Genomic DNA, 14,036 nt, shown 5'->3' with positions numbered 1-14,036 from the left:
GGAATTCATATGAAACCGATCAATCAAGTAGACAGCGTCATCACCCCGCTCGACCGCAAGAATGTCGATACCGACCAGATCATTTCGAAAGAGTTCTTGAAGCGCATCGAGCGCACCGGGTTCGGCAAGTACTTGTTCTACCATTGGCGTCACCGCCCAGGCGGCGCTCTGAATGAAGATTTTGTTCTGAATAAAGAACGATATGAAGGATCGACCGTGCTTGTCGCCCATGAGAATTTCGGCTGCGGCTCCTCCCGTGAGCATGCGCCATGGGCGATCCTGGATTATGGATTCAACGTCGTCATCGCCCCAAGTTTTGCGGATATCTTCCATAATAATTGCTTCAAAAACGGTATATTGCCGATCCGCCTGGCAACCGCGGAAGTGGAGGAGCTCCTTGCGAAAGGAGAGGAAACACCATATGCCGTGCGTGTTGATCTTGAAAAACAGACAGTGGCGGGGGAAGACGGCGCAGTGTATTCATTCCACATCGATCCGTACTATAAACAGATGCTGCAAAACGGCTGGGATGAAATTGCGCTGACCTTCCAATATGAGGATAAGATTGCCGCGTATGAACAGCAGGTGTAAGGAGTCCGGATGACGGGCTCCTTTTATTTTTGTTCATAAAATCGTGCCGAATTCGGAAAGTTATCCTGTCCACTGGAGACTGCATCATGTATACTATGACTAAACGCTCAAATTCATAGATTGAATATATGTGACTAGAATATAGATGATAGAGGTGGACACGTGTTTATTTCAGCATTGAATGACCGTAACTTTTCGATGAAGATCCGCGAGGCTGGCAGCACTTCGGATGATGGGTGGAAGAGGGTCTTTGGAAAAGAGGCGGCGGCGGTGAACCCGCTTGCGGCAGTGAACCAGGGACGGAATTCCCTGATCCTGAGCGCAGTGAAGACGAACGACTGGTCTTCCTACCATGCGTTCGAAGCGAAGCAGCATCCCGCTTGGTACGAGAAGGTCGGCAGCGGATATGAGCCGAACAAACTGTATTACGCCAATCTGATCGACGTGCAGAACCGTTCGCTGCAGGAAGCGGTCCAGGGCGGTGACAAGGCGGAGATTGCAAAGCGGCAAGCCCGTCTTGACGAATCGATCGGCGACTTCAAGAAGGCGCCGGGGGACGTGCCGTACGTAGTCGCGTTCAGCACCAATCCGGAACTTGCCCAGAAGCATGGAATCGAAAAGCCGGCTGACGGCTGGTTTGATTCACCGTATAACAGCGAAAAGGCAAGAGCAGAAGGCCGTTTCGAAGACGACTATTGGTATAACAACCCGTATTTCGAAGACCATCCGAACGAGTTGGCATTTGCCCTGGAAGCAGCGCAGGAAATGCGGCCGGATCTTGCGAAGATTGCTGCGACGATCAATAAAGGGGCGTATGAGCGCAACGCGGCGTCCTCTTCATTCGCCGCTAAGCCGGTGGAAACAGCTTCGGCACCCGCGCCAGCGGTCATGCTGAAACCAAGTGAGGAAACAGAAGCAGCGGCGGCTGCCCAAAAACCGGAAAGGGAAGTGGCCATGATGCGGGAGTCCGTCGTGAACTTGGCGGAGCAGCAGGCGAAGTCTTTTGGAGCAGGCGAATTGATTGCCAACCTTTTCAGAGATAAAGAAGAAACAGTAAAAACGTCATATGACTTTCTGCTTGAGCGGCTGGATCAGCAAGCGCAGCAGCGGAGAAGTGAAGTAGTGTGAGCCTTGAAGCTCACACTTTTTTTATGGTAGAATGCCACCTAGACATTCGAGGAGGGGAAGAAAATGAAAAAAACGGCATTATTCGCAGCGATGCTCGGCGCTTCTTTTGTGCTTGGCGCGTGCAGCGACAAAGACGATAAGGCGAAGGAAGAGGACAGTGCGAAGACGGAGCAGGCCGAACAGGGCCAAAAGGACAACCTGAAAGATCAGGGGGCCGTTGACAAATCGGACACAGCCAAGTCGGATGATGAACTGAAAGAGGAGTTTGCAAAAGAGGAAGGCGTATCTGGCGTCAGCTTGATCGTCACGGAAGACGGAGGCGGCTACGTGCTTCTTGATTTCGATGTAGAAGGCGACATGAAAAAAGAGCGGGCGGAAGAGCTGGCGGACAAGTTCTTGAAAGAGATCGAGAAAAAATATCCTGATGAAAAGATTGATGTGCAAGCGAGAAAGAGCGGCGAAACGTTCGCACAGAAATCGAAGGGTGAATAAGTGGGAAGGCCATCTCCGCAAGCGGGGGATGGCCTTTTGACTTGCGGTGCGATGCGTGCCAGCTTCTTATTGCACGGTTACCGGCCGGGATTGCTTCGAAACGGGACGATGTTGCGTTCAGCTTCGCCGTATTGCTCAGTTTGGACAGGTTATTGCTCGTTTGCGAGGCGGCATTGCTTCATTTCGAATGATATTGCGCTGTTTGTGCATTTTGGAGCGGTGGCAGGTGGTTTGCTGAGCTCATGCCGTCGCCGTCATTGAGCAATGCAGGTAAAAGGGCGGAATTCTTTTCATGTATCCGCCAATCAATGGCAGGCTTCAAGTAAATCAGATATGATATGATGAATGAGAGAAATTATAGGAGGAAGAGAGGATATGCCACGAGGTAAAACGATGAGATTTTTGCATGCTGGGGCATTGACGGTCGCGCTCGCCCTGTTTGGATGCAGTTCGACGGATGCCGAGAGTGCCGTAACGGTGGAACAGAATTTTACGGACATACATAACGATTTTTGGGCGCGGTCCGAGGTGACGCGGCTTGTCGATATGGGGGTCATCAATGGATACCCGGACAAGCAATTCCGTCCGTCTGTCGAGGTCACGCGCGGCCAGGCCGCAAATCTGATGGCGAATGCGCTTAAATTGCCGGACGCCGAATATAAGCCTTTGTTTACGGATGTAAGCGCAAAATCGTCACACATGAAAGGTGCCATGGCGACATACGAAGCGGGAATTTTCCTCGGGAAGGAAAATAAAACGTTCGGCGTAGCGGATTCTTTGACGCGTGAGCAGATGGCAACCGTGATTGTGCGTGCGTTCAAGCTGGAGGACACTGGCGAGGAAATCCATTTCAAAGATGATTACCGCATCAGTGAATCGCATAAGGAAGGCGTGAAAATTCTGGCACAGCACGGGATCACGACCGGAAAGGAAGATGGCACATTCGATCCGAAGACGCCTGTGAACCGGGCGACGTATGTCGTATTCCTGCACCGGGCCATGGTTGAGACGGGGCTGATCGATGAAATTCAGGTCGTGTCCTTTAAGGAAGCGCAGACGTTCGGCGACTACGAGCCGATCCGGGCGGAACGGAACTTTGCGGAAGTGCCGGTGGCGGAAGACGTGAAGACCTATTTGCGGTCGACACATCAGCTGCAAGCGGCCGGAACGAAAACGGTGAAACATCCTCATGCGACCGATCAGGTCTATTCGTATAAGGTGAGCGGCGTGCCGGGCGTTCAGGTCAACGTGACGAAGCGGGAGCTGCCGAACGGCGATTACTTCCTGTTCACGGAAATCCGGAACAACGAGAGACTGCCGATCACCGTCGATCTGGTCCAGACGGAGACGGACGTCACGCGGAGCCTGCTCCATACGTATGACAGGTTCCCAATCAAAAAAGATACCGATGATACATTCGGCTTCGACTTGACGACATACCCGACAGGATTGTTCGAAGAAACCGCAGCGGACGGCAAGAAAGCTCAGAAGATGATCGGAAAATCATATCGTTCGAAGGAATTGACGATGAAATATCCGAATGGATCAGTCAGCCGGACACGGGAATTGAACGAAGAAGCGGAAGCGTTCAGCGGCGTGAAACTCGCGGACAGTCAGCTGTCGGTGTACCGCTTGAAATCCAGCGGGTATGATATCGTCGATCAATGGATCCTCGTCTCAGGTGAACAGCTGTTCAGCACGAAAGAGGAAATGAACGATTGGATGCTGGAATCGGCAGTTTATTATAAGAAACGAAACAAGTGGTATACGGCAGAAGGGCCGTACAATAAAATGGCGACTACGATCGAACCGATGCCGAAATCAGGACGCGGCTACGGCCGGAATCTTCTTCTTGTGAAAGAAGACCGGGTCATGGCAAAGTATCTCGTTACGAAAGAACGCTATTACGAAAGCCTTCTATATAATTCCTACGCGAACCTCGATATTTTCAGGGGGGACAAGACGTATTGGAATACGGAAGTGACGAGCACGTATTTGAAAGGCCTCTTCGGTTTGACGGCGCCGTTCGTCGACACAAGATTTAACGAACAGATCGCTTTGTTCCTTTACAATGGAGGGAAAGCGTTCGGACATACGGATTACAATGAAGGGCTGAAAAACTACGCGGACTTGCTTGTCTCACAGAAGAAAAAGGGGAATATCATCGAAGTAGCAAAAGACGCCTATTACATCCCTGATTACTTCCCGGCAAAGCAGAACGTGAAGACGCATACCTCGATGAACCATGCGCTTGGCGGCATGAACATTTTGCTGCTTGCCTACAAGGAATTCAGCGATCCGGTTTATCTGGAGACGGCGGAAGCGATTCATGCGGCGATGGAGAGGGATGTCGATCAATGGATCCGGCCGGACGGGGATATCTGGTATAAGATTTCGCCTGACCATACATTCGTCGGACGCGATTACACGCATCTGACGCTCGAGGATCTGATCAAATCCTATGAAATGTGGGGAGACATCGATAAAACGAAGCAGCCGGTGTTCGAGAAGATGATCCGGTCGAAAGCGGGCTTTATGGACCGCAATGAGAAAGGGTACACAACGAAAATCAAAGAAGGCCTTGAGCGGATCGGCATGTCAGACTTGCTGCCGCGCGGGGAAGAGCATACAGACGCGTTATAAAGAAAAATGCCCAATGGAGCGTGAATCGCTTCATTGGGCACTTTTTTATTCAACAATCTTTGTAACGAGGTCGGAACGGATCCATCCGAAATCGGACGGCGGATTCAGATCGGAGACGACCTGATACCATATATAGCCGTCGCCAGCTAACATTTCATCAACAATAACGACCGGGTAGCCGAACGCATTCTGATAGCCGGGGTTCCGCTGTTTGTAGGTGAACAGCTTCGCGCTCATCGCGTCAGGGCTTGTCCGCACGTTCACGCCGCTTGGCCCGTCGTAAGAGATGATGCCGAGCTGCGCCTGCATGAAGTCATGCTGGCCGAGGAACTTGTCGATCCGCCACATATGGCCCGCAATCTTGCTGCCCCAGTTCGGGTCGGACGCATATTTGACGTTGAAGCCGACCGCCTTATTGCCCGGAACGGCGCCGTTCGAATGCTGGCCGAGCGGGTTCGCATAGTTCAGATTGATGTACCGGTTGATGAACGCATCGATGCTCCGTTTCGGAGAGGCATACACTTCACCGGCTTCCGGCGTAGAGTCGAACACTTTGATGCCGAACAGGTTGTTCTTCTTCTGCGCGTTCGCACTGATGCCGTAGTCGCTTTCATGGATGGCAGCAGCGAGAATGAACATCGCATTGACATTATATGTCGCTTCGATTTCCTTCATATAAGTGCCGAGCCCGATCAGTTTGGACTTCGATGTAAGGCCTTGGTACCGTGCGATTCCTGTGCTTTCCCGTTCGCGGAGGACTTCCGTGATATAACGGTCGAGGTCTTCTCCGCTGTAAGAAGTCGGAATGCGCACAGATTGGAATTGGAAGTATGGGTAATGGGTGATCGTCCGTTTGCTTCCCGCTTCCGTGAAATGCACGCCGTCCAGGCTGTAGTAGGTGCCCGCCTGCATGTTACTCGCAGCGGGGCCGATCGAGTAGACGCCGTAGTTTTTGCTAAGGTTATCATACGCGTAATGCGTAAGGATTCCGCCAGCATCCACTTTATAATGATCATAGCCTGTCACCAGTTCTGCAGGGACAAGATCCACTTCACTCTGCTTCGCATAATAGGTCGAGCCTGCGACTTCTACGATGACATGATCCGGGCTGCTGCCGATATATTTCATCTCGCGGCCCTTTTGGATGTAGGTCACTTCATCTTTTAAGTTGGAGCTCTTATACAAGGACGTGAACTGCTTCGGATTCTGGGCGCCGAATGCGCGTCCTGTCTTCATTTTGATGATTTTATTGTTCTTTTGGATCGCCTGTATGGATGAAGATGCATTGTAGACTGCCAATGCATCTTCATAGTTTCCGTATATGGCGAGCGTCGGCACGACTTGTCCGTTTGTTATGGAGCTCACTTTGTACACTTCGGGATCCACATCCGGAACGCTTGGCGTTGTGCCCGGTTCACTTGGGACGGAAGGCTTCAGCACTTCAGCCGCGCTTTCCATGCGGTACAGGAATGCGGCCGCATGAGCGATTGTGGCATTAGCCTGCGGTTTAAAATAAATGCCGTTCTTCTGGTGGTCTCCCCGGATAATGTTCAGGTTGACTGCGGCTGCAACCGCATCCCGGAAGTTAGGTGAAATTTTTGCAGTATCTTTGAACTTCATGTCGATTGTCTGGACAGGCAAGTCCATATACCGGAACGCTTTGAAAATCATGGCCGCCATATGCTGTCTTGTAATTTTGTCGTTCGGCCGGAACGTGCCATCCGGATAGCCGGAAAGAATGCCTGCGCCGGCTGCGTTCTGGATTTCGACAGTGAGGCTTGAATTCGCCTTCAAATCCTTGAACGTATACTTTGTCGAAACGGGAAGCTCAAGGGCACGTGATAAATAAGAAGCGAATTCACCGCGCGTCACCGCTTTGTTCGGGTTGTAGTTTCCCTTTGCATCCTCCCGGATCACATGTTTCTGAATCCAATAATTCAATTCCGCCTCCATTTGGTGGCCTTTTATGTCACTAGCTTCGGCCACGGTTTGAAATAGAGAGGAAAGTATAAGCAATGTCAGTGCTGCCATCAATGTGAATCGTTTTTTCACTTGTAAACCTCCTTCTGTCTGACTATTAATATAGTAACAGATTCTGGAGGCAATAATAAGGTCTAATCTTTGAAAGTGTAATAGATTAGGAAAGAAAAAACGTGTAATCTGACGTTTTTTTGAAAAAGGAACTAAAGGGGACCCCGGTGCGTCCAAATAGATGCTATAATGTCAGGAGGGTTTGCCCCTTACTAAATCGGCGTGCATTCGTAGAAAGGGTATTAAATTTAACATGACAACGATTATGGATAAACTGAAGCAGAAAGAAAATGCTTATATACTGATTTCCCTGGCAGTGCTTCTTGTCGCTTTGTTCCTGCCAAGCTCGATCGCACTTATTGTGACGTCCTTATTTTTCGCGGCTTTCGCATTTCTGATGCCGCAGCAGAGCCTTGTCTTCCTCGTCATCTATGTCAGCATCCGGCCGCTTCTTGTCGAAGTCAACACAGGCGTGAAGCTGATCGGTGACTTGATCACGTTTGTCGCATTCTTGCGGCTGCTTATCGCTGCAAGGAAAGATTTCAAATCGCTGTTCCATTTCAAACTGTTCGAATGGGCGCTGTTCCTTCTTTGCATTGCGGGGGCGGTGAGCGGTTATATGCATGGGGTGCTGCCGGCAGCAATCATCTTCCAAGTGCGGACATTCATCATCATGTACTTGCTCTATTACATCGTGTCCCGCATGGTGCTGCCTGCGAGCTGGCTGAAGAGCCTTGCCTGGGCGACTGTTTGGACAGGCGTCATCTCCTGCGTCCACGGCCTGATCGAAAAGCTGTCACTCCGGCAGCTCCTCCTGCCGGATGTCTGGAAATACAAGACGCTGTCTCCGACGAACTTCGTGCGGATCTACGGCCTGCCGGGCAATCCGAACTCGCTCGCGCTTCTGCTGTTCTTCGGGATCCTTGCGATTCTGTTCCTTCAGCAGCTGTATAAAGGGCAAAAGTATACATGGTTCTTCCGAGTCAATCTGGTCCTGTTCATCGGGATCTTCATCTTGACGTATTCACGGGGCACATGGATTTCGGCGTTTGTATTCGGCGCCATTTTCATCGTGCTGACAAGGAACTGGCAAGTGCTAAAACGGCTCGCCATTTCGGGCGTCGCAGCGGTCGCGCTGATCTATTTCCCGGTCAACTGGGGTGTCAGCTATGTTCAGTCGCTTGGACTGGAGGCGCCGGAACCGGGTGCGGGAAGCATCGGCGGCCGGCTCGGCGAGACATTTGACCAGAAGAACCTGGCTCTGATGAGCGAAAGCGGGCGGTTCTTCTATATTAAAAAAGGGTTCGAGATCTTCAATGATTACAAACTCGCAGGAAGCGGATTCGGATCGTTCGGCGGATCGGCGACGCTTTCCTACGGTTCACCGATCTATGACCATTACGGCATCCGTTCCGATATATACGGTGGAAAGTACTTCTATTCGGACAATCAATATATCCAGATCATCACGGAGACCGGCATCATCGGCGTCATCCTGTTCGCCGCCTTCCTGCTCGGCATGCTGTGGATGTTCTGGAAAGAACGGAAGACGGTATTCGGCAAGTTCATGATCGCCTTCTGGTTCGCGACGTGCTTCTCGGGCGTCTACTATAACATCTGGGAATTGAAGCTATACACGATGTTCTACTTCCTGCTATTCGGAGCGTTCGCTTCCGTGACAGGGCAATATGCGAAATTCAAAATCCATGATAAATGACAGACAGCCACCTGTGCAGCTTTTGCTGCCAGGTGGTTTTTCCTTCTTATGGATTATGGAAAGCCACCTCCATCTCTGGTAAGCTGTAGATTGATTCAGAGAAAGGAAGGTGTCGACTTATCAAGTATTCTAGCGTAACGGCTCGATTTGCCGGAAAACAAGTCGCAATGGCAGGACTCGCTGCCTCACTCATATTCACAGTCCCGGCAGGCGCTTCTGCAAAGACAGAAACAGTTGAGAGCTATCCCGTATCCCGAGGCGTGACCTATTCACATTACACCCATTCAGGCACGAACCATATCAACCATCTGAGCATCAATCTGAACGACCCGTATACGAAGCTGTCTGCAGGCATCCCTTCGCCGATCGCGAAGACGGAAGCGACCACGACACTCGCAAACCGTGACTCGAAAGAAGGAAACCGGGTTGTTGGTGCGGTCAATGCATCGTTCTTCGACATGAAGACCGGCCTGCCGATCTATTTGATTTCACAGGGGAATGAAATCATCAACGGCGGCGCCATCTCGAGTTCCCCTGATTACTACGTCAGCCAGCCGATCGCGTTCGGCGTCATGAAAGACGGCCGTGCGGAAATCGATCACTTCAACTTCGACGTGCGCATCGACGCGAATGGGACAAACCTGAAAATGACGGGCCTAAACCGGGAACGGCAAGGTGGCGAAACGATCATCTTCACCCCGCAGCATATTTCAAAAACGACCGGTTCCAATGAATTCGGCATCGAAATTGTCGTGGACACCGGATCGCCGATCACTTCTACATACTATGGACAGAAGGTAACAGGGAAGGTCGTTAAGGTCCGCGACTATGGATCCAAAGAGAAAGTGGAGATTCCAAGCACGGGATTCGTCATCTCGGCGCATGGGGAACGTGCGCTGGAACGCTTGAAAGGCCTTGCGGTCGGACAAGATGTCTCTTTGTCGATCTCGATGGATGATAAGTGGATGGACTCGGAATTCATGCTTGCAAGCGGCCCGATGCTGTTGAAGGACGGCAAAGTGAACATCACGATGAATACAAACAACTGGCGGGCAAAAGCGATGACGGCACGCACTGCAATTGCGATCAGCAAAGATAAGAAGCAGGTCCATCTGGTCACGGTCGACGGACGCAGCGGCTACAGCAACGGCATGACGCTCACCCAGTTCGCGAATTACCTGGCGTCGCAAGGGTACGACCGTGCGATCAACTTTGACGGCGGCGGTTCGACAGCGATGGGCATCCGTAAATACGGAAGTAACACCGTTGTCCTCGGCAACCGCACAACAAGCGGCAGCCAGCGGAAAGTGTCCGCCATCGTCGAAGCGATCAGCACAGCGCCGACGAGCGATCCATCGATCCTGAGCGTTTCCCGCGCCCAAGTCGGGGAGATGCTGGTAGGGGCGAGTGTTCCGCTTACACTGAATTATGTGCTTGACCAATACTACAACCCGCTGAAGGCGGATCCATCCGCCGTCACGATCACGTCTGAAAACGGTAAAGTGAAAGGGTCAGGACTTACATTTACGGCGACGGAAGCAGGAACAGACCGCGTGAACGTCAACTATGGAGCCGCGACCCAGTCATTCCCGATCACAGTCGTGGACGCGCCAGCAAAAATGACGATCACGCCGGCAACAACCAAAGTGAAGCCGGGCTCGCAGACGTCATTCAAACTGAATGCGACGGACGCGCAAGGAAAGCCGGTCATTTATTCACCAGAGCAAGTGAAGTGGGATGTCACAGGCAGCATCGGTTCCATCAGCCAATCGGGTGTCTTCAAGGCGTCTTCCGTGCCGGGCAGCGGGCAAGTGACAGCTACACTAGGCACGAAGACTGTCACCGTACCGGTCGAACTGTCGGACGGTACGCCTGCGTTCAAAGACATTCCGGCTGATTATCCGTATTACGCGGAGATCAATTACTTGAAGAACCATGGGTATATCAAAGGGGATATCGACGGCAAGTTCAACCCAGGACAGACATTGTCCCGTGAACACGCCGCTGTCATCTTAAGCCGCGTATTCAATCTGGATACGACGAAGCCGGGTGCCGAGAAGTTCACGGACGTCCCAGCATCCCACCGCTATTTCAATGAAATCAACGCGATTGCGGAAGCCGGACTCGTCGGCGGCAACAACGGCAAGTTCGACCCTGCCGGCCAGCTGACACGCGCGCAAATGGCTGCGATCCTCGTCAAAGCATATGAGCTGAAGGGCGAATCGGCGAAGAAGTTCAATGACGTCCCGAGCAGCCACTGGGCGTACAAACAGATTCATATTTTAGCAAATCACGGCATCACGACTGGCAACGAAAAAGGCCAGTTCATGCCGAACAAGCCGGTCAACCGCGCTCAATTCAGCGCATTCCTGTACCGCAGCATGACGAAATAAGCGTGTGCCGCCCTTCTTGAGTGAGGGGCGGTTTTTTCGTTCGCGAGTTCCCAGTGCTCAGATAGCGATGATAAGCGGGCGGGTTGCTTCTTTCGGCGGGTGGATTGCTCGTTAGGAAGGGGCCTTGCTTTAAATGGGGATGTGTTGCTGTTATGAGCAGGCGGGTTGCTTAGTTTGATAGCTATATTGCTTCATTCAATCAATTGATACGCCTGGCGAGGGGTATTGCTCGCGTCACGGAAGAGATTGCTTCGATTCGCGGCTGTGTTGTCGTTTTAGCCGGGCCCATTGCTTCATTCGTTGCGAACATTGCTTCCTGACGCTTTGATGTTGCTTAGTTCGGCTCGTAAATTGCTCATTTGATCTGCGTGCATGTTTTCAACATCCGGTTCAAGTCACGCAACCGTAATTATCGGTTCATTTTCATGAATCTTGCAGCCGTGCTATAATGAACTCACCATTTATTAAAAGGAAGTCATCATATGAAAATCGGGATTGTAGGCAATTACGGAAACGATAATAATGGGGACGAAGCGATTCTCCTCAGTTTGATTAAACAAGTGACAGCGACATTTGAAATCAGGCGCAGCGAAATTACGGTGTTCAGCAATAACCCGAGGCAGACGGCTGCGAGGTATGGGGTCACAAGTTATCCGCTGTACCACCGGGCAGGCAATGCGGCGAAGACGTTCATTGCGACGTTCAAGAACAACAAGCGGATCGTCCGGACTTTCGACCTCCTCATTATCGGAGGCGGCGGCATTCTGATGGACCTGTATAAGAGGGAAGCGCCGCTGTACGGATCGTACGCGATGATGGCGCACCAGGGGAATGTTCCGTATGTCGTCTATGGCTGCGGGGCAGGGCCGCTTTCGACGAGCCTTGGAAAATGGTTCATCCGTTATATGTGCAAGCATGCGGAGAGTGTATCGGTACGTGATCCGGAATCGGCGGAGCTGCTGCGTTCGATCGGCGTGCGCGAAGAGGTGAAGGTGATCGGGGATCCGGCATTTTCATTGCGCACCGAGGAAGAGCGGAAAGAAAGCGAAGCGCCGCTGAAGATCGGTGTGACCGCAGTTCCGTATTATAACGCGGATTACTGGCCGCAGGGGAATACGGAAATCTACGGAAAGTATGTTGATGGCATGGCGCGCAATCTTGACAAGCTTGCAGATCAGCATGACGTCGATATCACGTTCTTTGCGACAAAGTTCCCGCAGGACGCAAACGTCACGAAAGACATCCAGGCGAAAATGCGCCATGCGGACAAAACGGCGATCATCGATGAGAACCTGTTGCCGGAGCGCATCTTGGAAGTGACGGATTCACAGGATATTATCATCGGGACGCGTCTTCACTCATTGATCCTGGCAACTTGCACGAAGACGCCGATCATGGCGATCGCCTATCATCATAAAGTGAAAGATTTCATGAAGCTGGCAGACCTCGAGGCGTATTCGTTCCCGATCGATGATCTGCATAACAACGACGGGCAGTTCCTCGATGCGTATGAAGACATGTCGAAGGACTGGCAGGAGACGCTGTCGAAAACGGCAGCCCTGTCGAAAGACCTGTATGAGGAATCAATGAAAGGCACAAGCCAGTTTAAAGAGGCGCTGAAGCAGACAAGCGACCGCGCAGCCGGATAAGAGGGAAACGCCGCAGAGGATCACTTTGCGGCGTTTTTTGATTGCTGAAAGTCACGGAAAAGGGTTTTCGGAGTATCATGTCGAATGAAGGGCTGGAAGATCACTTTGAGGGGGATGGAAGATGAGAAATGAAGAGATGCTGCTGATTCCGGGGCCGACGCCGGTCGTGGATTCGATTTATGATGCGCTGGCGAGCGAGACGCGCGGCCATACCGATCCGCGGTTTGTAGCGATCTATCAGCATGCAATCGAGCAGACCCGCGAACTGCTGAAGACGGACGGGGAAGTGTTCGTCGTGTCTGGGTCGGGGACGATTGCGATGGAAATGGCGCTCGTCAATACGGTTGCGCCTGGTGAGCGGCTGCTTGTCATCAGCCAGGGTTATTTCGGGGACCGGTTCATCGGCCTTGCAGAAGCGTTCGGCATCGAGATCGACGTGCTCCAGTCGGAATGGGGACAGCGCGTCGATCCGGCGCAAGTGGAGAAGAAGCTGGCAGAACACAAATATAAAGCGGTTACAGTGACGCATGCGGATACTTCGACGGGCGTCGCGGCGGATCTCGATGCGCTTGTGCCGCTTATCAAGAAACACGGTGCGCTTGTCATCGTGGACGGCGTCTGCGCGACAGCGGCTATGGAAGAGGACATGAGCAAGGAATACGGAGCGCCCGGCAATACGATCGACGTCGTGCTGACCGGATCGCAAAAAGCGATTGGCGTACCGCCGGGGCTTGCAATCGTCGCATTCAACAAGTCTGCGCTAGAAGCACGGGAAGCACTCGAGCGCGTGCCGGCGTATTATTGTGACATTAAAAACTGGCTGCCGGTCATGCATGATCCATCCAAATATTTCGCAACGCCGCCTGTCAATCTGATCTATGCGTACGAGGAAGGCATGCGGATAGTGCTTGAGGAAGGGATGCAGCAGCGGATCAGCCGCCATGCCGCTTTCGGAACGGCCGTCCGCACGGCGCTCCGCGAATACGGCATGACGCCGCTTGCGGAGGAGGAGGTTGCCGCCTCGACGCTCAGCTGTATCTTGTACCCGGATGGCGTCAATGATGCAGATTTTCGGGCCAGGCTCGCGGGCAGGAAAGTGATCGTCGCCGGTGCGCTTGCCCACCTCGCGGGCAAAGCATTCCGCATCGGCCATATGGGCAACACGACGGAAGACATGCTGGCGGAAGCCATCCGCCTGATCGGTGAAACAATGCAGGGACTTGGCCACGAAGCGGATTGCGATAAAGCGGTGACGCGCTTCCGTGAGCTGGCGTCTGTAAATGCTTGATTGAAAAAATGCCGCCCCGGCAGCCTGATGAAGATGGCTGCTAGGGCGGTTTTTGGTTTGGTTGCTGGGTGTTCATGGCGGTGAATAGGCGTTGGGTCGCCGTA

General features: G+C 52.3%; 9 protein-coding genes. 8 read left to right on the top strand and 1 reads right to left on the bottom strand.

Annotated elements, in window-relative coordinates:
- Positions 1–9 precede the first annotated feature (9 nt).
- From leuD to ACZ5FK_RS06120, 4 genes are all read left to right on the top strand, one after another.
- Positions 10–591, top strand: coding sequence for a 3-isopropylmalate dehydratase small subunit (leuD, locus tag ACZ5FK_RS06135; RefSeq protein ID WP_464807022.1), 582 nt, complete (start codon positions 10–12; stop codon positions 589–591).
- Between the two features lie 162 nt (positions 592–753).
- Positions 754–1,719 carry a hypothetical protein gene (locus ACZ5FK_RS06130; RefSeq protein WP_464807021.1) on the top strand — a complete coding sequence of 322 codons (966 nt, stop codon included), beginning with the start codon at positions 754–756 and terminating at the stop codon, positions 1,717–1,719.
- Between the two features lie 63 nt (positions 1,720–1,782).
- Positions 1,783–2,211, top strand: a complete 429-nt coding sequence (locus ACZ5FK_RS06125; protein WP_464807020.1) for a cation transporter dimerization domain-containing protein — start codon at positions 1,783–1,785, stop codon at positions 2,209–2,211.
- A gap of 375 nt (positions 2,212–2,586) precedes the next feature.
- A complete protein-coding gene (locus ACZ5FK_RS06120) occupies positions 2,587–4,854 on the top strand; it encodes an S-layer homology domain-containing protein (protein ID WP_464807019.1) in 2,268 nt (755 codons plus the stop codon).
- A gap of 45 nt (positions 4,855–4,899) precedes the next feature.
- Here ACZ5FK_RS06120 and ACZ5FK_RS06115 read toward each other — a convergent pair whose 3' ends face one another.
- Positions 4,900–6,906, bottom strand: coding sequence for an S-layer homology domain-containing protein (locus tag ACZ5FK_RS06115; protein WP_464807018.1), 2,007 nt, complete (start codon positions 6,904–6,906; stop codon positions 4,900–4,902).
- Between the two features lie 232 nt (positions 6,907–7,138).
- Between ACZ5FK_RS06115 and ACZ5FK_RS06110 the strand changes: the two genes are divergently transcribed.
- The 4 genes from ACZ5FK_RS06110 (at position 7,139) to ACZ5FK_RS06095 (ending at position 13,932) form a co-directional block, all read left to right on the top strand.
- On the top strand, positions 7,139–8,602 hold the full coding sequence (locus ACZ5FK_RS06110) for an O-antigen ligase family protein (RefSeq protein WP_464807017.1): 1,464 nt from the start codon (positions 7,139–7,141) through the stop codon (positions 8,600–8,602).
- A gap of 167 nt (positions 8,603–8,769) precedes the next feature.
- Positions 8,770–10,995, top strand: coding sequence for an S-layer homology domain-containing protein (locus ACZ5FK_RS06105; protein WP_464807016.1), 2,226 nt, complete (start codon positions 8,770–8,772; stop codon positions 10,993–10,995).
- Positions 10,996–11,477: 482 nt separating this feature from the next.
- Positions 11,478–12,644, top strand: coding sequence for a polysaccharide pyruvyl transferase family protein (locus tag ACZ5FK_RS06100; RefSeq protein WP_464807015.1), 1,167 nt, complete (start codon positions 11,478–11,480; stop codon positions 12,642–12,644).
- Between the two features lie 121 nt (positions 12,645–12,765).
- On the top strand, positions 12,766–13,932 hold the full coding sequence (locus tag ACZ5FK_RS06095) for a pyridoxal-phosphate-dependent aminotransferase family protein (protein WP_464807014.1): 1,167 nt from the start codon (positions 12,766–12,768) through the stop codon (positions 13,930–13,932).
- The last annotated feature ends 104 nt before the right edge of the window (positions 13,933–14,036 follow it).

Source organism: Sporosarcina sp. GTC18466 (assembly GCF_055389225.1).
Note: the sequence above shows the minus strand (reverse complement) of the source record. Positions and strands in the feature narration are given on the sequence as shown.